Source organism: Massilia sp. LMS1-1-1.1 (assembly GCF_040815535.1).
In the GTDB taxonomy this organism is placed as follows: domain Bacteria; phylum Pseudomonadota; class Gammaproteobacteria; order Burkholderiales; family Burkholderiaceae_D; genus Janthinobacterium; species Janthinobacterium aestuarii.
On record NZ_JBFPNG010000001.1, the window covers coordinates 1,057,336 to 1,079,635 of the forward strand.

Sequence of the window (22,300 nt, forward strand, 5' to 3'; positions counted from 1 at the left end):
TTTTAGCACAATCGATTGGCAAATACATGCGAATCGAGTATCCCAGCGGCAAAGACTACCCGAAAATAGCCCGGACCGACATCGTTTATTACAACTACATTTCACTACACTTGCCATACTCGATTACAACACGCGTTTGACACGTTCTTTGATGGGGAAAACCCCTTTACTACTTTATTCTGGCTTCAAGTCTTTCAGGGCCGCAAACGGCGACTTCTTTTCAGTCTTGAGAGCATCGAGCTGCGCCGTATCGGGGCAGACGTCGTGTTTGGGTACCTGCGGCAGGGCCAGCAAGGCTTCATCTTCGATCAGGGCCGCGGCATCCATGTTGCGGCTGCCGACGATCACGTCGATCGATTCATCGTTGATGATTTCTTCGATCTCGTCCGCGTGCTCGTCATCCTTGCCCAGCATCAGAGTGGTCGTCGAATCAATTACGTAAGCATACGGAGTCAGGCAGCGCTGGCAAACCAGCTGAACGGTGCCGTTGACCGACAAGGTCAGCTGTGGGTAGCCCAGCTTGCTGGTGCCGCCGACGATTTTCCAGGCGATCTCGCCGGAACTATCTGCACAATCCTTGGTCAACCGGGTCATTTCAGCGACAGGAGTTACACCCTCGCGGCTCCCGCTGATACGACAAAAATCAAAGGTGTCGATCACAAAAGCATTCATTGGTAGAAAATTTCCCCGGAAAACCTGCGATAATAACAGGGTTTTTAGCACGGAGTCAAAGGCTAAGCATCTTTTTTGACGCAATTATTGCCATCAACATGACATTTCATCAACACCGTCATGCCGCATGGAGCCTCAGTTGTGGGCTCTGCGCCCTGGAATTTGCGTGAAATTCCACTGACATCGACCAGCGCGGCCATGCCGGCCGCCATCCACTACCGAATGATACCAACTTCCGCCCCATCGCGCTTGATTCTTGCATCGAGTTCGACCTACCGCAAGGAATTGCTGCAACGCCTGCGCCTGCCCTTCGAGGTGGCCGTGCCCGATCTCGACGAAAGTCCCCTGCCAGGCGAAAGCCCCAGCGCCACGGCCCTGCGCCTGGCCCAGGCCAAGGCGCAAGCCGTGCTCGACCGCTATCCTGACAGCCTCGTCATCGGCTCCGACCAGGTCGCCACACTCGATGGCGCTCAGATCGGCAAGCCCGGCAACCATGCGAATGCCCTGCTGCAGCTGCAAACCATGCGCGGGCGCCAGACCGTGTTCCACACGGCACTGTGCCTGCTCGACGGCCGCCAGAGTCCGCCTGTAGCGCAAGTGGAAGACGTCCAGACCCTCGTCACCGTACGCGACTTGCCCGATGCCGAGCTGGACGCCTACCTGCGCATCGAGCAGCCATATGACTGCGCCGGCAGCGCCAAGAACGAAGGCCTGGGCATCGCCCTGCTTGAACGCATAGCCACCACCGACCCGACCGCCCTGACTGGCTTGCCGCTGATCGCCCTCACGGGCATGCTGCGCAAGGCGGGTGTGGCGTTTTTCACATTTTAATCACCCTGGGGTCAGACCCGACGGGTCTGACCCCGGCCAATACAAAGCTAACAATATGACCGGCACCCTGTACCTGATTCCCAACCACCTCGGCCTGTCCGACGGCGCAAGCGACCCGCTGGGCCACATCATTCCAGAGCAAGTGCGGCAGATCACGTCGCAGCTCGATTATTTCGTTGCGGAAAACGCCAAGACGGCGCGCGCCTTTTTGAAATTGATCGGCAATCAGCATCCGCTGGCCAAGCCGCTGCAGGAAATCACGATTTCCGAACTGAACGTCAATACCCCGGCGCAAGCGCTGGCCGGCTTGCTGGCGCCGCTGCTGGCGGGACGCGACGCGGGCCTCGTGTCGGAAGCAGGCGTGCCCGCCGTGGCCGACCCGGGTGCCGACCTCGTGCGCCTGGCGCATCAGCACGGCATTAAAGTGCGCCCGCTGGTGGGCCCGTCGTCGATCCTGCTGGCCGTGATGGCCAGCGGCTTGAACGGCCAGAGCTTCGCCTTCAACGGCTATCTGCCCACGGACGCCGCCCTGCGCGCCAAGCGCATCAAGGAACTGGAAAGCCGCTCGCGCAATGAAAAGCAGACCCAGCTGTTCATCGAAACGCCGTACCGCAACGCCGCCATGCTGGAAGCGCTCGTGGCGCAATGCGCGCCATCGACGCTGATCTGCGTCGCCACCGACCTGAGCCTGGACACGGAAAGCGTGCAGACATGGAATGGCGGCCAGTGGAAAAAACAATTAGCCGCCGGCAAGGCGCCTGACTTCCACAAGAAACCGACCGTGTTCCTGTTGCTGGGACAGTAAACGACAAACGCCACGGAAATATTTACCGTGGCGTTTGCTTTGCTTTGCTTCACTACGATAGTCACGACAACTGACAAAACCGTAGCGAGCGGAAGGGAGAGGTGGCTAAGAAGCGCAACCGTACTCTAGTACGGTGAGCATCGCAGGCCGCCTATACCGACGCGCAGTAGGTTTGGTCAGGTGCCTTCAGACGCGACGGGTGCCCGTGTTCTTCTGTCCGCCCTTGCCCGTTTCCAATACAAACTTCGCGCCATCATCGCGGCCCAGCACCTTCACCAGGTACGGCATGACTTCGCGCAACATCGGCTCCAGGGTGTACGGCGGGTTCAAGATGAACATACCGCTGCTGTGCAAGCCGAAGCCGTCCGGCGACGGGGTGTTGACCGTCAGGGTCACGTGCAGCCAGTCCGAGCTGGGCAGTTGCTTGAGCTTGTCGGCGAACTGGCGCGATTCCATGCGCTGCAGCACCGGGTACCAGACGGCATACATGCCGGACGGGAAGCGCACGAGGGCGTCGGCCAGGGTATCCTTGACCTTGCGGTAATCCATCTTGTCTTCATACGGCGGGTCGATCAGCACCAGCGCGCGGCGCGATGGCGGCGGCAGCAGCGCTTTCAGGCTCTGGAAGCCGTCGGCCTTGGTGATGAGCACGCGCTTGCCGCGCACGGTCGGACGCTCGCCCTGGGCCAGCGCATGCGCCTCGACCTTGCGGAAATTGTCGGCCAGAATCTTGGCATCGGCTGGATGCAGCTCGAACAGGCGCAGACGGTCTTGCTCGCGGCTGACCTTGTCGGCGCAGTACGGCGAACCCGGGTAGTAGCGCATCTTGCCGCTCGGATTCATTTCCTTGATCAGCTTCATGTACTCGGCCAGCGAGGCCGGCAGGTCCGTGCGGTCCCACAGGGGCGCGATGCCCGTTTCGTATTCGGCGTTTTTCGAGGCATAACCGCCGTCGAGCGCATACACCCCTGCGCCGGAGTGGGTATCGATATAACTATAGGCGGTATCTTTTTGATTCAGATATTGCAACAACTGAATCTGCACATAATGCTTCAACACATCGGCGTGATTACCCGCGTGAAAGGCGTGGCGGTAACTCAACATAAGCTGGCTAATTCCATAATAAAAATAAATAAAGGCGGGAGCGCTGACACCGGGCAGGGCATGAAAACAGACTGGAGGGGTCAGGCTGCGGGGCCAGGAAACAGCATGGACCAGCGTAATCAGCGCGCAATTACCAGCATTATCCACCAGAAAGGTGGATTGCATCAAAAAACACGGCTAAACAAGCCCATGCATTCCCGGGACTGGCATCGCCGGGCGCGGTAGAATACGCGCATCGGGCGCCCCCGCCCATCCGCCTACCAATAGAAACGACCATGCACAGCCTGACCCTCACGACCGATAACCGCGCCGACGTCGCGGCAACCCTGGCCGGCCCGCGCTGGACGGTGGCCTGCCTGTGCGCGCTGTGGTGCGGCACCTGCGGCAGCTACCGCGCCACGTTCGAGGAACTGGCCGCGCGCCACCCGGACACCGTCTTCGTCTGGATCGACATCGAAGACCAGGCCGACGTGGTGGGCGACCTCGACATCGACAACTTCCCCACCCTGTTGATACAGCGCGAGGACAATGTCGCCTTCTTCGGCACCGTGCTGCCCGACGGCGGCCTGGCGCACCGCATGGTGCAGGCGCAGCAGGCGCTCAGCGCCGAGGAACTGGCCGCGCTGGCCGGCAGCACGCAGGAACGGCGCGACTGGCAGCGCGACTGCAATCTGCGCCACATGCTTGCCGCCACCCTGGCCTGATCCACATCAAGCCAGGCGCAGCGGCAGGCTGCGCAGCCTTTTCCCCGTCAGACTGAACACGGCGTTGGCCACGGCCGGCGCAATCGGCGGCGTGCCCGGTTCGCCCACGCCTTCCGGATGCTCGGCGCTGGCGATGATGATGGTTTCCACCTCGGGCGTCTGCCCCATGCGCAGCACGGGATAGTCATGGAAGTTGCCCTGCTCGACTCTCCCCTCCTTGAACGTGATCTCGCCGCCCAGCGCCGCCGACAGGCCGAACAGCACGGCCGACTCCATCTGCTGGGCGATGATGTTCGGATTGACGGCAATGCCGCAATCGATGGCGCACACGACGCGCTGCACGCGGATTTCTCCGTTTTCCACCGACACCTGCGCCACTTGCGCGACGATGCTGCCGAACGACTGGTGCAAGGCCACGCCATGCGCATGGCCGGGCGGAGGACTGCCCGCCCTGGCGACGGCCGCATCGAGCACGGCCAAATGGCGCGGATGCCGCACCAGCATGGCGCGGCGGAAGGCGATACCATCCTGCCCTGCCGCATGCGCCAGCTCGTCGATAAAGCTTTCCTTGAAGAACGCGTTGTGCGAATGCCCGACCGAGCGCCAGTAGCCGACCGGCACGGCACTGTCGGCGATCACGTGGGCGATGCGCTGGTTGGCGATTTCATACGGCATGTCGAATTCGCCTTCGGCCGTGGTCTTGTCCGGCCCCGCGCCGGGCAAGCCGAAATTGCGCTGCAGGTATTGATGCGTGATGGAGCCGCTGACGGATTTATTGTCCCAGGAAGCGATGCGGCCATGCTCGTCGAGGCGGGCCGCAAAGCGGGCCAGCGCGGCGGGACGGTACATATCGTGCTTTGTGTCCTGTTCGCGCGTCCACACCAGCTGCACGGGCGCGCCATCGCACTGCAGCGCGATGGCCACGGCTTGCGCCACCATGTCCACTTCCAGGCGGCGGCCGAAACCGCCACCGAGCAGCAGCACCTCGATGCTGACGTCTTTCGCATCGACGCCGGCCACTTTCGCCGCCACGTCGACGGCGATGCCGGGCGCCTGCGTCGAGGCCCACAGCATCACCTTGCCATTTTTCACCTGCGCGGTGCAGTTGACGGGCTCCATGGCGGCATGCGCGAGGAACGGTGCGCGGTACTCGGCGCTGACCTGCCGCATGCCCTGCACGGCTTTACTTTCCACCTCGCCGCTGGCGTGATAGGCATAACCGGCTTCGGTGTCCAACAGGCGGGCAAATTCCGCGTAGACGCCGGCGCTGGACAAGTTCGCTTGCGGGCCAGCCTTCCACTGCGTCGGCAAGGCGGCCGCCGCCTGCTTCGCGCGCCACCAGGTGTCCGCCACCACGGCCGCGCACGAGACGCTGCGCTGCGCCAGCTGCGGCGTCAGGTCCAGCACTTTTTTCACACCGGGCATGGCGAGTATGGGCGCCGCGTCGAACGCGGACAGGCTATCGCCCAGGCGCGGCGGCAGATGCAGGGCCGCGTACAGCATGCCGGGCGGACGCGCATCGATGCCGAAACGCGCGCTGCCATTGACCTTCGACGGCGTATCGCGGCGCGGCGCTGGCTGGCCGATCAGTTTGAAATCCTTGGGCGACTTCAGCACGGGCGTACCCGGATCGATAACGGCGGCGCGCTGCGCCAGGCTGGCGTAGCTGGCGCGCCGGCCGTCCGGATGCAGCACTTCACCGTCCTGCGTGCGGCACTGCGCGGCCGGCACCTGCCACAACGCGGCGGCGGCGCCTACCAGCATGGCGCGCGCCGACGCCCCCGCCTCGCGCATGGGGCCCCAGCCATCTTTCACGCTCGACGAACCGCCCGTGACGATCACGCCCAGCTCGCGCGCCGCCTTGGCGACCGTCCACTGCGCCAGCGCCTTCAAGCGCCCCTGGTCGTCCGGATGGAAAGGCAGGCTGTCCTTGAGCATGGCGACATTGCCGAAGATTTTATCGTTCGGCGCCTGTATCAGTTTGACGCTGGCCAGCGGCACGTCGAGCTCCTCGGCCACCAGCATCGGCAAGGCCGTGTGCACGCCCTGCCCCATTTCGCTGCGCGGCATGGCCAGGGTCACCGTGCCATCCGTGCCGATGGCCAGCCAGCCGTTGAGGGCCACGGCGCCATCCTGAAGCGGCAGCGGCGCACTGCCATGCAGGCGCTGGCGCGGCGGCAGCACGCCCCAGCCCAGCACCAGGGCGCCCACGCCGGCCACGCCGAGACCAAGGCCGCCGAGCAGGAAACGGCGACGCGACGGGGAGGAGTGTGCGGCCATGGGCTGTCCTTTATAGTAGTGAGTGATCGATCCAGCGCTCCAGCATATCCTGTGCCAGCACCGGACGGCTATAAAAATAACCTTGCGCCAGCTTGCAGCCATGGCGCAGCAGGAAAGCGGCCTGCTCTTCCGTCTCCACGCCTTCGGCAATCACGGACAAATGCATGCTCTTGCCCAGCTGGATGATGGCAATCGCAATCGCCTCGTCGTTGACGTCTGTCGATATATCCTTGATGAAGGAGCGGTCGATCTTCAGGGTCTGCACGGGCAGCTGTTTCAGATACGCGAGCGAGGAATAGCCGGTGCCGAAATCGTCGATGGCCAGGCCCACGCCGATGGCGTGCAAGTCGTTGATGAAACCGAGGGCGTCCCCCGTGTTCATGATGACGGATTCCGTCACTTCCAGCTGCAGGCGCTGCGGCTCGAGGCCCGTTTCCTTCAATATGGCGGCCACCATGCCGGCGATGCTGCCCCGCTCGAACTGTTTTACGGACAGGTTGACGGCCATCTTCGGCACGTGCAAGCCCTGCGCCTGCCAGCGCATCATCTGGCGGCACGCTTCGTCGAGCACCCATTTGCCCAGCTGGTTGATGAAACCGCTGTCTTCGGCTAGCGGGATGAAGCGGGCCGGCGGCACCAGGCCCAGTTCCGGATGGTTCCAGCGCACCAGCGCCTCGACGCCGACCAGGCGGCCCGTGTCGATTTCCACCTGCGGCTGGTAATTGAGGAACATCTCGTTCTTCTCGATCGAGCGGCGCAAGAAGGTTTCCAGGCGCAGCCGCTCGACGCCCTCGCCCGTCATCGACGGCGCATAGAAGCGGTAGCCATTGCGCCCGCGCGCCTTGGCCTGATACATGGCCACGTCGGCATTGCGGATCAACATGTTCAAGTCCAGCGCATCGTCCGGATACAGGCTGATGCCCACGCTGCAGGTGACGAACAGTTCGTGGCCGGCCACCGTGAACGGCTGGTCGAACATGGTCATCAGTTTTTCCGCCACCTGCGTGGCACCATACTCGCCGTCGATGCGTTCGAGCAGGACGATGAATTCGTCGCCGCCCAGGCGCGCCAGGGTATCTCCTTCGCGCAGGCGGGCCGCCAGCTGGCCGGCCACCTTTTGCAGCAATTCGTCGCCCACATGGTGGCCCAGGGTATCGTTGACGTTCTTGAAGCGGTCCAGGTCGATGAACAGCACGGCCAGCTGTTCCTGGTCGCGCGCGGCGCGCAGCAGCGCGTGCTGCAGGCGGTCGTGGAACAGCAGGCGGTTCGGCAGCGCCGTCAGCGGATCGTGGTGGGCCATGTGGTCGAGCTTTTCCTGCGACTGCTTGATCAGGGTGATGTCGCTGAACACGCCCACGTAATGGGTGGTGACGGCGCGCGTGTCACGCACGGCGCTGATGGTCAGCCATTCCAGGTACACCTCGCCGTTCTTGCGCCGGTTCCAGATCTCGCCGCGCCAGAAGCCCGAGACGGCCAGTTCATCCCACAGGGCCTGGTAAAACGCGGCGTCGTGGCGCTCGGAACGCGTCAGCGACGCATGCTGCCCCAGCGCCTCGGCTTCGGCGTAACCGGTGATCTGCGTGAAGGCGGGATTGACGGTGACGATGATGCCATCCGCGTCGACCACCATCACGCCATCGGCGATATGTTCGAGCACGGTGGCCGACAAACGCAATTTCTCCTCGGCTTCCTTGCGCGCCGTGATATCGGCATACACCCAGATGCTGCCTTCGTTGGGGCGCAGCGGATCGAGCGCGCAGCCGCTCACCAGCGCCCAGAACAGGCTGCCGTCGCGGCGCTTGTACTGGCGCTCCTCGCTGAAATCGCCGCCCGCGGCCAGGGCCGGATACTGGCGCTCGCCCGCCTCTTCGAAGTCATACGAACTGGTAAACACGATGGCGGTGGAACTGCCCGTCATTTCGGCATGGCCGTAGCCAAACAGTTCCTCGCAGCGGCGGTTGACGGAAATGATGCGGCGGTGGCGTACGAACATCACGCCGAACATCACGTTGTCGAGGATGGCGCTCTGCTCCGTCAGCAGCGCTTCGATGCGCATCTCGTGGTGCTTGCGCTGGCTGATGTCGGCGATGATGCCGTCGATCCAGATGACGCCCTGCTCGCCCACCTGCGGCTGGCCATTCTCGGCCACCCAGCGCTCGATGCCGAAAGCGTCGATGATGCGATATTCCAGCGCATATGGCCGTTCGTCAAGCACGGCCTGGCCGACGGCGCGGCGGTGCTCGCGGCGGTCTTCCGGGCAGATCAGGTCGGCCCAGGCATGCGTGGTGCCGCGCATGAACTGGCGCGCCGAATAGCCGGAAATATCTTCGATGGCATCGCTGACGAAATCGATGGGCCCATCGGGCCGGTAGCGGAAGACGGCGCCCGGCACCTGCGTGACGATGGTGCGGAAACGCTCTTCGCGCTGACCCACATCCTCGAACAGCTGGCCGATGGCCGCGCGCATTTGCTCGAGCTGGGCCGTCAGGCGACCCAGTTCGTCATTGCTGTGCGATGCCAGCGGCGTGTCGAAATCGCCGTGCGACAGGCGGTCGGAAAAGCGCGTCAGGCGGCGCAGGGGTTTCAGCAGGCGGCGGTTCAGGAACAGCACGATCAGCGCCATCGACACGGCCAGCTGCGCGCCCAGCACGAAAATATAGGACATCTGCTTTTCGCGCAGTTCCTGCTGGCTGCGCGCGTCGTCCATCTCGACGATGACGTGGCCGATGCGTTCGCCGCGCACGAGGATGTCGCGCCCGGCGCGGTACAGATTGCCCACGGGCCGCTGCGGCGCCTGCAAGCTGATGAATTCCGTGTCGCCCTGCCCCAGCACCTTCACCAGCAGCACGGAACGGTCGCGCATCACCGACTCGACCAGCGAATGGGCCGATTCCGCATTCATGTTCCACAGCGACTCCTGCATGCCCAGCGCCAGGATATCGACATTGCGCTGCAAGGCCTCGTTCAGGCTGGTGCGCGCCGACTGGCGCTCATGCACGCCGACGAGCACATAGCTGCCGAAGATGGCGGGCACGACAAGGCCGCCAAATACCACCAGCAGCAAGGCGCCATAGATCGACGAGCCGTACAGCACGCGCAGGCTGGCGCGCAGGCGCTGGTAAGGTGAGTTAAACATGCGGCAACAGGGCAACAGGGATCAGGCGGGCGATCATTGAACTTTACAGGGGAAGTCGGGTGGTCAGGCGGGAAGAAACTTTTTTCAGGAGCAATTATGCATGGAAAAAGCGGGATAAGTCACCAATAAACACGCGCCAGCGGCAACCTCATGTCATATAGACAGGGTTGAAAAACCACACGCGGGCCGGCGCGCCAGGCCGGCGCCAGCAGAAAAACGCTTGGCTTGCTATCATCGCGCCACTTTACCTAGAGGAACCACCATGACCTTCTCCATCTACTCCGCTTCGATCCCCGTCTTCAAACAGATCCTGGGCAGCCTGGCCGCCATCCTGGACAAGGCGGAAACGCACGCGCAAGACAAGAAAATCGACCCGAACGCCCTGCTGCAGTTCCGCTTGTTCCCGGACATGCTGCCGTTCGTGCGCCAGATCCAGATCGCCACCGACTTCGCCAAGGGCTGCGGCGCGCGCCTGGCCGGCGTGGCCGTGCCACCGTATGAAGACAGCGAACAGAGCTTTGCTGAGCTGAAAGCGCGCATCGTGAAAACCATCGCCTTCCTGGACAGCCTGCCGCAAGCGGACATCGACGGCAGCGAAACGCGCGCCATCACCACGGGCAGCGGCGAAAAGACCAAGCACTTCACGGGCCAGACCTATCTGTTCCACTACGCGCTGCCGCACTTCTTCTTCCACGCGACGACGGCGTACGACATCCTGCGCCACAATGGTATCGAAGTCGGCAAGAAAGATTTTATTGGCAGCTATTAATCGTTAGCGTCAACAGTACCGGGGTCAGACCCTCGCGGCCGCCAACGCTGAGCTCTGCGTTAGCGTCCTTGGGGGTCTGACCCCAGCAGTTGCATTTGGGTTAAATCAGGTATTCCGGCGCGGATACCCCTGCGCCAGTATCCTCACCCACACTACTTCCTTCTCTTCATCCGTCATCGATACCCAGTGGGCCACTTCCACCACGGTGCGGCCGCAGCCGCGGCAGATTTCATCGAAAGTCGTCGAGCACACGGCCACGCAGGGCGTGTCTGGACGCGGCGGCAATTCCTTGTCAGCCATCAGGATACCTTCGGCAAGCCGAGCTTTTCCCAGCCTTCGGCGCCCAGCGCTTCCAGGGTGGCGATATTCTTGTCGAAGATGTCCGACGCTTCCGGGAAGGCCTCGACGGCGCGCTCGATGCTGTCTTCGCGCAGCAGGTGCAGGGTCGGGTACGGCGAGCGGTTCGTGTAGTTGCTGATGTCGTCCTCGAACGTCTCGGCAAACTGGTAGTTCGGGTGGAAACTGGCCACTTGCAGTTCGCCGGCCAGGTGCATGTCTTCCACGGCCGCGTCGGCCACATCGAGAAACTCGTTGTAGTCGAGGAAATCGTTCAGGGTGTACGGGTGGATCAGCAGGGTCGTGTCGATCTGCTCGGGATCCGTGTCGGCCAGGGTTTGCAGCTCGTCCATCAGCATCGCCAGCAAATCTTCGGGATTGCTCGATTCGCACACCACATAACGGATCTGCTTCTTGACGTGCACGGCCTTGGCGAACGGGCACAGGTTCAGGCCGATCACGGCCTTTTCCAGCCAGGCAACGGTATTGGCGATGATGACGGCGTTGTCGTCGTCGTGGCGCGGCGGGGTGTTCATATACTTGACTCTCTATTAATAAAGCGGCCGGCGGCTGAATGGCCGGCCAAAGCCAAATTGTACGCACTTTTGCGCAGCCTCATACCGGGCGCCGTCCAGGCTTGCGCCATGACCGTGGCCATGTATGCTATAACAGCGGCCAAATCGCACATCTGGCAAATTAAATTTGTAATAATTGCATTATTAGCGACTGGAAACATCGCTATTGACGCCTATGTGCTGTCATCATGCTGACATAATTCTTGACTCCGGCATGTGGATATACGTACACTCGCAGCTTAATCATGGGTCTGTCCGATGTTTCTCCGACGACAACAATGGAACACTATGCACGAAAACTCCTTTAAATCTACCGTCCTGGCGGCGTTGGCCCTGGCGCTTGCGCCCGCCCTCAGCCAGGCGTACGAAGCCGGTGTTGAGAGCGATAACGCGCCAGTCGCCGCCACCACGCCCGCCCTGATCCCGATGACCGCCCAGGTCACGGCGAAACTCCCCACCCTCGACAACCGCCTGCAAAAGACCGACCGTCTGCTGAAAAACCTCAGCGACAATTCCGATCCGCTGCGCGAAGCCGACGTCTGGGGCCGCATCCGCAGCGGCTATGCGATTCCCGACATCAACAACCAGCTGGTAGCGAATCACGTCAACTGGTACGCCACCCGCCCCGACTACATCGCCCGCACGACGGCGCGCGCCTCGCGCTACATTTTCCACGTGGTGCAGGAACTGGAAAAGCGCGGCATGCCGACGGAACTGGCCTTGCTGCCATTCATCGAGTCCGCCTTCAACCCGCAAGCGTTCTCGAGCGCCAATGCGGCAGGCATGTGGCAATTCGTGCCCGCCACGGGACGCGATTTCAACCTCAAGCAAAACATGTTCAAGGACGAGCGCCGCGGCGTGCTGGCCTCGACCGATGCGGCCCTGACCTACCTGCAGCGCCTGTATGACATGTTTGGCGACTGGCAACTGGCCCTGGCCGCCTACAACTGGGGCGAAGGCTCGGTGCAGCGCGCCATCAAGAAAAACCAGGCGATGGGCAAGCCGACCGACTTCGAAAGCCTGGCCGACCTGATGCCGGCCGAAACGCGCAACTACGTGCCGAAACTGCAAGCGGTGAAAAACATCATCGCCAATCCGGCCCAGTTCGGCCTGACCCTGCCCGTGGTCGACAACCAGCCCTATTTCACGGCCATCGACAAGACCAGCGACATCGACATCACCGTCGCCGCCCAGCTGGCCGAACTGTCGATGGATGAATTCAAGGCCTTGAATCCGCAATTTAACCGCCCCGTCATCATCGGCGGCGAAAAGACGAAGATTCTGTTGCCACAGGAAAACGCCGCCAAGTTCACCACCAACTTGGCGCAATGGGGCCATGCCTTGTCGAGCTGGACCACGCACAAGATCACCAATGCGCGCGAACGCATCGAAACCCTGGCGTCGAAATTCGGCACCACGGCCGACGTGCTGCGCCAGGCCAACAACATTCCCCAGCGCACGCGTTTGCGCGCCGGCTCCACCATCCTCGTGCCGAAAACCTCGGCCACGATGAACAGCGACATCACCCAGGAAATCGCCGACAGCGCCACCATGCTGCTGGAAGCGGACCGTCCTGAACGGGTCGCCAAGGCTGTGCGCCGCGTCACCAAGGGCGGCAAGGTGCAAGCGGCGCCAATTTCCCTGGTAAAACCACGCATCCAGCGCGGTGGCAACAGTCGCGCCAAGGCACGTCACTGATCGCCTGATCCGTATTGAGACACCCCACCGGCCGCCACAGCTTTGCTGTCGCGGCCGGTTGCACATCCGCCTTCCCGCCCACCTACCCAGACAGGAGTCGTCATGGCTTTCTTGCAAGGCAAAAAAATCCTCATCACGGGCTTGCTGTCGAACCGTTCCATCGCCTATGGCATCGCCAAGGCTTGCCACCGCGAAGGCGCCATCCTCGCCTTCACGTATGTGGGTGTACGCTTCAAGGAGCGCATCACGGAATTTGCGGCGGAATTCGGCAGCGAACTGGTGTTCGACTGCGACGTGTCCAGCGATGAACAGATCAGCGCCGTCTTCAGCGACCTGGCGCACCACTGGGATCAGTTGGACGGCCTGGTGCACGCCATCGGTTTTGCGCCGCGCGAGGCGATCGCCGGCGACTTCCTCGACGGCCTGTCGCGCGACAGTTTCCGCATCGCGCACGACATTTCCGCCTACAGCTTTCCCGCCATGGCCAAGGCCGCCCTGCCCCTGCTGCATCCGGGCGCGTCGGTCCTGACCCTGACCTACCTGGGCGCCGTGCGCGCCGTGCCCTACTACAACACCATGGGCCTGGCCAAGGCGTCGCTGGAAGCATCCGTGCGCTACCTGGCCGAATCGCTGGGTCCGCGCGGCATCCGCGCCAACGGCATTTCCGCCGGCCCCATCAAGACCCTGGCCGCTTCCGGCATCAAGGATTTCAGCAAACTGCTGGGTTTTGTGGCCGAGCACGCCCCGCTGCGCCGCAATGTCACCATCGAAGAGGTCGGCAACACGGCCGCCTTTCTGCTGTCCGACCTGGCCTCGGGCATCACGGGCGAAATTACCTACGTCGATGGCGGCTTTTCGCAAGTAATGGCCGTCAATCCCGAAATAGAGTGATGCGGTGACCTACATTGGAGGCATCGCATGACGCGCTCCTCGCACCCCAGGAAAGAAATCGAAGCGGCGCTGCGCCACGCGGAAAGCCAGGGCTGGCGAGTGGAAGTGGGCGGCAGCCATGCCTGGGGCAAAATGTCGCCCCTACAATGACGACGGCTGCCGCTGCGGCGAATTCTGCATCGCCTGCATCTGGAGCACGCCAAAAACCCGGGCAACCACGCGCGGGCGATCCGCCGGGTGGTCGACAATGGCACTTTCAACAAACTGATGCACGACTGCATGCAACGCAAATCCAGGGGATAACCATCATGGATTACATCTTCACTCTCAAGTACCGCCTGCCCGACCACGAACACGACCTCGACGCGCTGGCCGGGCGCCTGGGCAGCGGCGGTTGCGACGACGCCCTGGTCGGCGTCGGTCAAGCGGGACGCCTGGCACTGGAATTCACGCGCGAGGCCAGCAATGCCAGGGAGGCGCTGCTCAGCGCCCTGGCCGACGTCAAGGCCATCGTGCCCGAGGCCGTGCTGGTCGAGGCCTCGCCCGACTCCGTGGGCCTGACCGACGTGGCGCAGGTACTGGGCCTGTCCCGGCAAAACCTGCACAAGCTGATGAGCAAATACCGCCACAGCTTTCCCGTCCCCGTACATGAAGGCAGCGCCACCATCTGGCACCTGGACGATGTGCTGGCGTGGCTGGACGCAAAGGGAACGTATCAGCTGGAACGCAGCCTGGTCGAACTGGCGCAGGTCACCCGGCAAATCAACCTGGCCAGGGAAACGCGACAGGCGCCGCCGCTGCCAGCCGACATCATGGCCATGCTCAACTGAACGGGCGAAAACTACGTATTCCTACTGATTTCGCATAGGAAACATGCGCAAAACGTGGTAGGACTTTCGTTTCTTCCCATTTAGACCGTGCAAAACGACGTCAAATACGGTATAGTGTCGTTGTGCGCTGCAATATGTTCCCTTGAAGCGATGGCAACACCGCAGTCATGCACTACAAACTTAGCAGCTTCGCAAGCCTTAGCGCATCCACAGGATGCCGCTTATAAAGCCCTCCCGCCTTGTGTGTCGCACCTGACACCGTCCCGGCGCAAAGCTTTTGTGCCGAAATTTCTTTCTAGTTGAGTCATTTCGTTTTGGTTGGCGTTGCTATTTTGCGTTCTGCTTTTTGCAAGAACGCTGATTTTTACGAAAGAAAAGAATGACATTTGAATCCTTAGGCCTGCATCCGTCCATCATCGCCGCTCTGACCGAATCGGGCTACACCGCGCCAACCGCGGTACAGTCGCAAGCGATTCCAGCCGCGATCGAAGGCCGTGACCTGCTGGTCTCGTCGCAGACCGGTTCGGGCAAGACCGCAGCTTTCATGCTGCCGTCGCTGCACAAACTGGCCAGCGCCGAACAAAGCGCCGCCGGCAAGACGCCGAACCAGGAAATGCAAGCATCGCGCGCCCGCGGCGAGCGTCCACGTTTCAAGGCTGCCCAGCCAAAAATGCTGGTGCTGACGCCAACGCGCGAACTGGCCCTGCAAGTGACCACCAACACCGACAAGTACAGCACCGGCATCCGCCGCATCAAGGCTGTGTCGATTCTGGGCGGTATGCCTTACCCTAAACAGATGCAATTGCTGGCCAAGAATCCTGAGATTCTGGTCGCCACCCCTGGCCGTCTGATCGACCACATGGACTCGGGCAAGATCGACTTCTCGCAACTGGAAATCCTGGTGCTGGACGAAGCCGACCGCATGCTGGACATGGGTTTCATCGACGACATCGAAAAAATCGTGGAAGCGACGCCAGAAGGCCGTCAAACCATGCTGTTCTCGGCAACCCTGGACGGCGTCGTGGGCAACATGGCCCGCCGCATCACGAAGAACCCGCTGGTCATCCAGGTGGCAAGCTCGAGCAACAAGCATGAAAACATCACCCAGCGCGTCCACTTCGTCGACGATCTGTCGCACAAGAATCGCCTGCTGGACCACCTGCTGCGCGACGAATCGCTGGACCAGGCTGTTGTGTTCACCGCCACCAAGCGTGACGCCGACACCATCGCCGACCGTCTGAACATCGCCGGTTTCTCGGCTGCCGCCTTGCACGGCGACATGCATCAGGGCGCGCGCAACCGCACCCTGGACGGCATGCGCCGCGGCCAGGTCAAAGTGCTGGTTGCCACCGACGTTGCCGCCCGCGGTATCGACGTGCCGACGATCACCCACGTGTTCAACTACGATCTGCCGAAGTTCCCTGAAGACTACGTCCACCGCATCGGCCGTACCGGCCGCGCTGGCCGCAATGGCCTGGCCATCTCGCTGGTGAACCACGCTGAAGGCATGAACGTCAAGCGTATCGAACGCTTCACCAAGCAATTGATCCCGGTCAATGTCATCGAAGGTTTCGAACCGAAGAAAACGGCATCGGCACCACGTTCGAGCGCCCGTCCAGGCGGCTGGAAACCAGGCGACAACCGTGGCGGCGCGAAGCCAGGCCAACGCACGTTCAGCAAGCCGGGCGCACCACGCAAGGACGGCGCTCCTAGCACCGGCGGCGGCTACAAGGGTTCCAACCCGCGCAGCACCGACGGCGCACGCCGCAGCTACGGCGACCGTTAATCACGATTAGCCGCTGCAAATTACAGCACGAGAAAAAGCCACCAGAGTGATCTGGTGGCTTTTTTTTGCCCGTCGATTTGACAGCCACACCGGCTGACTGCCTTCTCGGGAAAGATTTCCTATCATAAAAAACGAAAATACTTTCAGATAAAAAACATAAAGACGTCGAATAATCACATACGTTACTCAAGATCAAACTTCACCGACATTTTCAGAATATAGTCACATCAGGGAATACAGATAACGATAGATTCAATAATGCAGCCAAGACTGGAAATTTCCGCCATGAATTCCAATCCTGTACCGGAAAGCGACACCACCGATCCGGAGGATAAATCCTCGATCGGGTCGAAAATACATGCAATGGATCTTCGAATGAACCGCCTCGAAAATCCGGAACACGGAAGATTTGAAATAATTCAAAAAAGAACAAGCTTCCTGGCCTTACTCATTGGCATACTTTTAAGTGCAATTTCTCTTTTTGACATGTTCTGGAGCCAGCCACGCAATGAACTTTTCAGGGATATGGAAGAATTCAACAAATCCGTGAATGCCGTGTCAAATCTGCGCCAGAACATGATCCAGATTCAATATCAATCAAATAATCCCCAAATGCTGATGGCGATGAATTCCATGGTATCTCCACAGGTACTGGCAAACATACAATATGCCACGGCATTGCTACCGCGCCTCGGCGACCATGCGGGAATTCCCCAACTATTGGTGTTGATATCGGAAGCGTTGAATATTTATGACTGGAAAAGTGCCACTACCTTGGTTGAACGGGCCGTCGCCATCAAGGATGCGGTGCCCTCGATGCAATCGGAAGCGAGACGATACAAGGCGCGACTGATGTTTTCGACCGGAAAAATACAGGAAGGACGGGCTGCTTTTCAGGATTCCCTGAATGTACTGCGCGGCGAATCTGCGTTCGGCATTAATGGCGCGAGAGCCTACATTATCGCGGATTGGGCAATTTCCGAATTCGCCATGGGAGACTGCAATTCCGGGAACGAACGGATCGGACAATTCATTCAGCTCTTGCAAGACCCGGAAATTCTACCGCTCCCCCGTTTGGGATTAATTTCCACACTAAAAAATCAGCTTGAGCAGATCCAGTCAAGAAAGAAAAGGTGCTCCTTCCCCAAAGAACTGGAAGATGCAAGCTAACCGCTGATGTCAAAGTCACTGCGCCAAAATTATCCGCGCCATATAATTCAAGCATCGCCACTGAAAAATGAAAACCTTAACAGTATCGCTGTCGCTTATTGTGTTGGCCGCCATCCTCGGCCCGCCAGCCGTCGCGCAAGTCATCCTTCAACCCATGGGAGTAGCCCCCATCATTGCCGGGCAAACCATGACATGCGGCGGCGCGGTTTCTTATGTGGCCGCCATCCCGGATATTGCAATGGCACGGCCAGGTGTATTATTATTCCGCCCTGATTTTTTCTACCTTCCGCCTTTTATACAATGGTATGTCTATACGCATGAATGTGCGCATCAATATGTAGGCAGCAACGAAAGGGCCGCAGATTGTTGGGCAATACAACTGGGAAGAGATCAGGGATTTTTGCCGCCGCAAGCCATTCATCAAATATGCGCCTTCACATTCCCCAACCCGGGCGACTGGACGCATTTGCCAGGTCCCATACGTTGCGCAGAAATGCAAATGTGCTACGCACGTGGCCAATAAGCGGCTGCGGCCATCGATGTCGCTACACAACTATTTCTTCGACACCTTCTGGCGCGACAGCTTGCGCAGCTTGGCCTGTTCGAAGCGCGCGTGCTGTTCCGGTGTCTCGAGCACCAGCGGCGGCACGGCCACCGGCTTGCGGTTGGCGTCGACAGCCACCATCGTGAAATAGCAGCTGTTGGCGTGGCGCACGAGGCGCTGCTGGATGTTTTCCGTCACCACGCGGATACCCACTTCCATCGACGTCGTACCCGTGTAATTGATCGAGGCGAGGAACGTCACCAGCTCGCCCACGTGAATAGGCTGCAGGAACATCACCTGGTCCACCGACAAGGTCACCACATAGCTGCCCGAATAGCGGCTGGCGCAGGCGTAGGCGACGCTGTCGAGGTATTTCAGGATGGTGCCGCCGTGCACGTTGCCGGAAAAGTTGGCCATATCGGGCGTCATCAGGACCGTCATCGTCAGTTCGTGGGCCGACCAGTTCATCGCGCTGTCCAAAGTGTTCTCCAAGGGGGAAATTAAAAGTGAGGGAAGATGTGAAAACCGGCCCCAGGGGCCGGTTGCGAGCCTTACAGGCCCAGGGTGTCGATGTCGGCCAGCGATTCGCGGCCCTTGTCGGAAATGTCGTGGCCTTCGCCTTCGGCGCGCGCCACGATGTGGGCTTTCTTGCCCAGGAAATACGCCACGTCCGTATCGAGCTTGGTCAGCGGATCGGTGGCGACAGCGCGCAAACCCATGATGCAGCGGCGCAGGAACAGCAGTTGTTGTGCTTTCTCGGTGATGGACAGACGGCCGTCGCGTGCATAGCTGAGCAGCTTCAGGCCCGACAGGCGCTTGGCATTGCGGGCAACGCAAGCACTGGGGCGCTCGGTCTTGATGCCGCGTGCAACTTGCTCCAGCGCGTCATATTCATCGGTTGTTAATTTCTCGTTCTTCATTACTTTTCCATAAAAGGCCAGGTGTTCGGCCCCCATGGTACGCGCCCCGCTGCGCATCGGCAACAGGCAACGTGAATCTACCGCCGCCCGCCATGCGGCCAGGCGACGGAAACACGGGCGTGACGACCGTTATTTGTAGCTGCGCAGCAGCAGCCATGCCAGGCCGCAACCAGCCACGGCGCCCGCCAGGGCCAGCGCCACGAGGTGTTTGCTGGTGATCACGGGCCGCCGGCCCAGGTAGATTTTGTTATGCAAGGAATTGCCCACGATGGTCTCCTGTACAAGAATTTTTATGATGTCTCATTATAAGAACAGAATCGTGACGGCCGCATGACACTCAGCAGTTGGAGCTTGATTTGTATCCGCAAGGCAACATTTATGCGCATTTTTGTTGTTTAAATGGCGTGCCTCTGGCGAGGCCCGCGCCTTCCATTTCCGATTGGAAATAAACATGGCGCGCACCTGCCCGCCGCAAGCCATGGCGCGGTGCCATGGTCCGAAAACCGCTCAATGCATTTTCACGGGCGGCGGTGGCGGCGTCGGTTCCTCGACCGGCACGGGGTCGATGTGCGGCGGCGGTTCCGGCGGCGGCTTGAGGGGATCGCCTTCCGGCGGTGGCGGCATATCGGGTTCGGGCGTGCTGTGCGCACGCAGCGGGGCAAGATGGAATTGTGGCTGCATGGTGGCCTCCTTTGCCCCACTGTAGCCGATGCAGCCAAATCCTGGCGCCCGCCATTGGCAGGCGGCGGGGAACTAAACGGCGTGGCGCCACTCCAACTTCGCAGGCATCCCCTCCAGCACGAGTGCAAGCGACCCCTATGGCGCGCAAGAAAATCCTCTTTATGGCCGAGGCAGTGACCCTGGCCCATGTTGGCCGCCCCCTGAGCCTGGCCCAAGGGCTGGACGAGGCAGAATACGAGGTGCATTTTGCCTGCGCCGATGGGTATGACTTTTGTTTCAAGCAAGTCCCCTTCCGCCGCTGGCGCATCGACAGTATTTCATCGCTGCAATTTCTGCAGGCGCTGGCGCACGGCAAGCCCGTGTATACGGAAAGCACCTTGCACGCGTATGTCGAAGACGACTTGCGCCTGCTCAATGCCGTCCAGCCCGATCTCGTGATCGGCGACTTCCGCCTGTCGCTGTCGGTCAGCGCGCGCCTGCAGCGCATCCCCTACATTACCGTCAGCAACGCCTACTGGAGTCCCTGGGTGCGCCAGCACTACACGGTGCCCAACCTGCCCCTGACGGGCGTGCTGCCCATCTGGCTGGCCGATCCCCTGTTCCGCCTGATCCGCCCGCTGGCCTTCGCTTCGCACGCCGTGCCCCTGAACCGTGTGCGCCGCCGCCATGGCTTGCCATCGCTGGGCAGCGACCTGCGGCGCATCTATACGGATGCCGACCGCACCTTGTACGCGGATATTCCGCAACTGTTCCCGCCGCACGGCATGCCGTCCACGCACGACTACCTGGGTCCCATCATCTGGGCGCCGCCGCTCGACTTGCCGGACTGGTGGCAGCGCCCGGAACTGAGCAGCGGACGGCCCATCATCTATGTCACCCTGGGCAGTTCCGGCCAGGGGCAATTGCTGCCGCGCGTGCTGCGTGCGCTGGCGCCCCTGCCCGTCACCGTACTGGCGGCCACGGCCGGCACCATCCGCGTCGATGCCGTGCCGCCGAACGCCTATGTCGCGCCTTTTTTACCAGGCGACGCGGCCGCCCGGCGCGCCAGCCTGGTGATCTGCAACGGCGGCAGCCCCACCAGCCAGCAAGCGCTGACGGCAGGCGTGCCCGTCATCGGCATCGCCGGCAACCTCGACCAATTTCTCAACATGCACAGCATCGTGGGTGCCGGCGCCGGCCTGCTGCTGCGCGCCGACCGCTTCCAGGAAACCGCTTTGCGCCATGCCGCCACGCGCATGCTCGACGAAGGCAGGGCCAAGCTGGCGGCGCGCCAGCTGGCCACGGCCATGCGCGACTATGTGCCAGGGCAACGCTTGCTGCCCCATATGCACGCCCTGCTGGGCTCGTTGCCGCATGGCTGCCAGCCCTGACGGGCAGCGTCGGTTTTTCTTACAGCGCATCCGGCAAAGCCTGCACCGCGTCAACAAAAGCACGCCAAGTCGTTGATTTCAAAAGAACCTCATGCGTTGGCATGGAAGTCGCTAGGTACTGGCCATGAGCACCTGCCGACAGGTCTCAGGCAAGACTTCCAGACTCACTCAACCATGAGGTGAATATAATGAAACTCTCGAAACTGAAACTGCTCCCGGCCGCAGCGGCATTGGCCATGCTGTGTGCCGCCGGTAGCGCACAGGCGGGCGCTTACGGCTATTCGTACAACAACATCTTCGGCCTGGTGATCGCCGTGCCGACGGGCCAGATCACGGTGGCCAACAGCACCACCATCTCGCGCAGCACGGCCACCCTGAATGGCGTGAGCGTCATCAATGGCGGCGCCGGCTCGCTCGATGCCCCGCGCGCCAACGTCGGCCCCGTCATCAAGGGCGAAAACGACTTCACGCAACAAGGCCCAGCAGGCAACTATTCACGCGGTGATGCCCAAATCGTCAGCACGCAGTTCCCTTCGTTCCCGCCGGGCTCCACCTCTACCCAGGCCGTCAACGTGGCCGAAGCCCACCTTGACGGGCCTGCCGGCACGGCCGATGCGTCCGGGCGCAACGGCTCGACCACGGGCTTCTCGGTCGATTTCGTCGTCGGCTCGCCCACGGCAACCCTGAGCTTCGACTTCCTGGCGTCGCCCTTCATGCAGGTCTTCCTGCAAAGCACGGTCGGGCAGCTGTCCACGGCCACGGCCAACCTGGTCGTCACCTTCACCATCACGGACGCGGCCGGCGCGACGGTATTCAACTGGACGCCAGACGGCGTGATCGGCTCGGGTATCTTCGGCGGCACAGAAAACGCCGACGGCGCCAACCTGAACACCAGTCTGGCAACCAATTTCCTCACGCGCGGCAACCTGTTCACTTACGACCCTTCCGGCTGCGGCACGCCCACGGGCACCGGCGTGGGTACAGCGTGCGGCAGCAATTTCAGCTCCGTCAGCAATGCTTTAACGGCCGGTAACTACACCTTGACCTTGAATGCGGTGGAAAGCGTGGACTTGGTGAAACAGGCGGCGACACCCGAACCGGGCACCTTGGCCTTGCTGGGCCTGGGTCTGGCGGGTCTGGGCTACGCCCGCCGCCGCAAAGTTGCCGTCTGAACCAGGCAACAGGGGGGATTCACAGG

The 22,300-nt window shown here is 61.3% G+C and carries 22 protein-coding genes and 1 pseudogene; 13 read left to right on the forward strand and 10 right to left on the reverse strand.

Going from position 1 to position 22,300, the window contains the following annotated elements:
* Positions 1 to 174: 174 nt before the first annotated feature.
* Positions 175 to 672 (reverse strand): YceD family protein, encoded by a 498-nt coding sequence (locus tag MRBLMS1_RS04860; RefSeq protein ID WP_034749656.1) that lies wholly within the window; start codon positions 670 to 672, stop codon positions 175 to 177.
* Between the two features lie 222 nt (positions 673 to 894).
* On the opposite strand from MRBLMS1_RS04860, the gene MRBLMS1_RS04865 reads away from it, so the two are divergent.
* On the forward strand, positions 895 to 1,503 hold the full coding sequence (locus MRBLMS1_RS04865; RefSeq protein WP_070302286.1) for a Maf-like protein: 609 nt from the start codon (positions 895 to 897) through the stop codon (positions 1,501 to 1,503).
* A gap of 55 nt (positions 1,504 to 1,558) precedes the next feature.
* Entirely contained in the window at positions 1,559 to 2,308 is a 750-nt protein-coding gene (locus MRBLMS1_RS04870) for an SAM-dependent methyltransferase (RefSeq protein WP_070302037.1), read from the forward strand.
* Between the two features lie 186 nt (positions 2,309 to 2,494).
* On the opposite strand, the gene MRBLMS1_RS04875 is transcribed toward MRBLMS1_RS04870, so the two are convergent.
* Positions 2,495 to 3,412, reverse strand: coding sequence for a 23S rRNA (adenine(2030)-N(6))-methyltransferase RlmJ (locus MRBLMS1_RS04875; protein WP_034749665.1), 918 nt, complete (start codon positions 3,410 to 3,412; stop codon positions 2,495 to 2,497).
* A gap of 275 nt (positions 3,413 to 3,687) precedes the next feature.
* Between MRBLMS1_RS04875 and MRBLMS1_RS04880 the strand changes: the two genes are divergently transcribed.
* Positions 3,688 to 4,116 carry a thioredoxin family protein gene (locus tag MRBLMS1_RS04880; protein WP_034749668.1) on the forward strand — a complete coding sequence of 143 codons (429 nt, stop codon included), beginning with the start codon at positions 3,688 to 3,690 and terminating at the stop codon, positions 4,114 to 4,116.
* Between the two features lie 6 nt (positions 4,117 to 4,122).
* On the opposite strand, the gene MRBLMS1_RS04885 is transcribed toward MRBLMS1_RS04880, so the two are convergent.
* Together MRBLMS1_RS04885 and MRBLMS1_RS04890 are read right to left on the reverse strand one after the other, a co-directional pair.
* Positions 4,123 to 6,396 carry a xanthine dehydrogenase family protein molybdopterin-binding subunit gene (locus MRBLMS1_RS04885; protein ID WP_485878143.1) on the reverse strand — a complete coding sequence of 758 codons (2,274 nt, stop codon included), beginning with the start codon at positions 6,394 to 6,396 and terminating at the stop codon, positions 4,123 to 4,125.
* Positions 6,397 to 6,406: 10 nt separating this feature from the next.
* Positions 6,407 to 9,532, reverse strand: coding sequence for a sensor domain-containing protein (locus tag MRBLMS1_RS04890; protein ID WP_485878145.1), 3,126 nt, complete (start codon positions 9,530 to 9,532; stop codon positions 6,407 to 6,409).
* Between the two features lie 262 nt (positions 9,533 to 9,794).
* Between MRBLMS1_RS04890 and MRBLMS1_RS04895 the strand changes: the two genes are divergently transcribed.
* On the forward strand, positions 9,795 to 10,301 hold the full coding sequence (locus tag MRBLMS1_RS04895) for a DUF1993 domain-containing protein (RefSeq protein ID WP_034749677.1): 507 nt from the start codon (positions 9,795 to 9,797) through the stop codon (positions 10,299 to 10,301).
* 105 nt (positions 10,302 to 10,406) lie between these two features.
* Here the strand turns inward: MRBLMS1_RS04895 and MRBLMS1_RS04900 are convergent, their stop codons facing one another.
* Positions 10,407 to 10,601: a DUF1289 domain-containing protein gene (locus tag MRBLMS1_RS04900; RefSeq protein ID WP_034749680.1), complete on the reverse strand. Its 195-nt coding sequence runs from the start codon at positions 10,599 to 10,601 to the stop codon at positions 10,407 to 10,409.
* A complete protein-coding gene (locus MRBLMS1_RS04905; protein ID WP_139089831.1) occupies positions 10,601 to 11,173 on the reverse strand; it encodes a DUF1415 domain-containing protein in 573 nt (190 codons plus the stop codon). The genes MRBLMS1_RS04900 and MRBLMS1_RS04905 overlap by 1 nt, the downstream gene beginning before the upstream one ends.
* A gap of 327 nt (positions 11,174 to 11,500) precedes the next feature.
* Between MRBLMS1_RS04905 and MRBLMS1_RS04910 the strand changes: the two genes are divergently transcribed.
* From MRBLMS1_RS04910 to MRBLMS1_RS04940, 7 genes and pseudogenes are all read left to right on the forward strand, one after another.
* Positions 11,501 to 12,910, forward strand: coding sequence for a transglycosylase SLT domain-containing protein (locus MRBLMS1_RS04910; protein ID WP_128142569.1), 1,410 nt, complete (start codon positions 11,501 to 11,503; stop codon positions 12,908 to 12,910).
* A gap of 102 nt (positions 12,911 to 13,012) precedes the next feature.
* Entirely contained in the window at positions 13,013 to 13,801 is a 789-nt protein-coding gene (fabI, locus tag MRBLMS1_RS04915; RefSeq protein ID WP_128142568.1) for an enoyl-ACP reductase FabI, read from the forward strand.
* A gap of 27 nt (positions 13,802 to 13,828) precedes the next feature.
* Positions 13,829 to 14,104 (forward strand): annotated as a pseudogene (locus tag MRBLMS1_RS04920) (hypothetical protein).
* A gap of 5 nt (positions 14,105 to 14,109) precedes the next feature.
* Positions 14,110 to 14,631: a helix-turn-helix transcriptional regulator gene (locus MRBLMS1_RS04925; RefSeq protein ID WP_485878149.1), complete on the forward strand. Its 522-nt coding sequence runs from the start codon at positions 14,110 to 14,112 to the stop codon at positions 14,629 to 14,631.
* Between the two features lie 379 nt (positions 14,632 to 15,010).
* Positions 15,011 to 16,417: a DEAD/DEAH box helicase gene (locus MRBLMS1_RS04930; protein WP_035820280.1), complete on the forward strand. Its 1,407-nt coding sequence runs from the start codon at positions 15,011 to 15,013 to the stop codon at positions 16,415 to 16,417.
* A gap of 285 nt (positions 16,418 to 16,702) precedes the next feature.
* A complete protein-coding gene (locus tag MRBLMS1_RS04935; protein ID WP_485878152.1) occupies positions 16,703 to 17,587 on the forward strand; it encodes a hypothetical protein in 885 nt (294 codons plus the stop codon).
* Positions 17,588 to 17,654: 67 nt separating this feature from the next.
* On the forward strand, positions 17,655 to 18,110 hold the full coding sequence (locus MRBLMS1_RS04940; protein WP_485878154.1) for a hypothetical protein: 456 nt from the start codon (positions 17,655 to 17,657) through the stop codon (positions 18,108 to 18,110).
* A 30-nt stretch (positions 18,111 to 18,140) separates the two neighbouring features.
* Here the strand turns inward: MRBLMS1_RS04940 and MRBLMS1_RS04945 are convergent, their stop codons facing one another.
* The 4 genes from MRBLMS1_RS04945 to MRBLMS1_RS04960 all read right to left on the reverse strand — a co-directional run bounded on the left by MRBLMS1_RS04945 (position 18,141) and on the right by MRBLMS1_RS04960 (position 19,732).
* Entirely contained in the window at positions 18,141 to 18,599 is a 459-nt protein-coding gene (locus tag MRBLMS1_RS04945) for an acyl-CoA thioesterase (protein WP_034750191.1), read from the reverse strand.
* Between the two features lie 83 nt (positions 18,600 to 18,682).
* Positions 18,683 to 19,051 carry a hypothetical protein gene (locus MRBLMS1_RS04950; protein WP_034749696.1) on the reverse strand — a complete coding sequence of 123 codons (369 nt, stop codon included), beginning with the start codon at positions 19,049 to 19,051 and terminating at the stop codon, positions 18,683 to 18,685.
* Between the two features lie 129 nt (positions 19,052 to 19,180).
* Positions 19,181 to 19,318, reverse strand: coding sequence for a hypothetical protein (locus tag MRBLMS1_RS04955; protein WP_162995739.1), 138 nt, complete (start codon positions 19,316 to 19,318; stop codon positions 19,181 to 19,183).
* Between the two features lie 240 nt (positions 19,319 to 19,558).
* Positions 19,559 to 19,732, reverse strand: coding sequence for a hypothetical protein (locus MRBLMS1_RS04960; protein ID WP_200873002.1), 174 nt, complete (start codon positions 19,730 to 19,732; stop codon positions 19,559 to 19,561).
* A gap of 137 nt (positions 19,733 to 19,869) precedes the next feature.
* Between MRBLMS1_RS04960 and MRBLMS1_RS04965 the strand changes: the two genes are divergently transcribed.
* Positions 19,870 to 21,102 carry a glycosyltransferase gene (locus tag MRBLMS1_RS04965; protein ID WP_485878158.1) on the forward strand — a complete coding sequence of 411 codons (1,233 nt, stop codon included), beginning with the start codon at positions 19,870 to 19,872 and terminating at the stop codon, positions 21,100 to 21,102.
* A gap of 188 nt (positions 21,103 to 21,290) precedes the next feature.
* Positions 21,291 to 22,274 (forward strand): EDSAP-1 family PEP-CTERM protein, encoded by a 984-nt coding sequence (locus MRBLMS1_RS04970; RefSeq protein WP_485878160.1) that lies wholly within the window; start codon positions 21,291 to 21,293, stop codon positions 22,272 to 22,274.
* Positions 22,275 to 22,300: the final 26 nt, after the last annotated feature.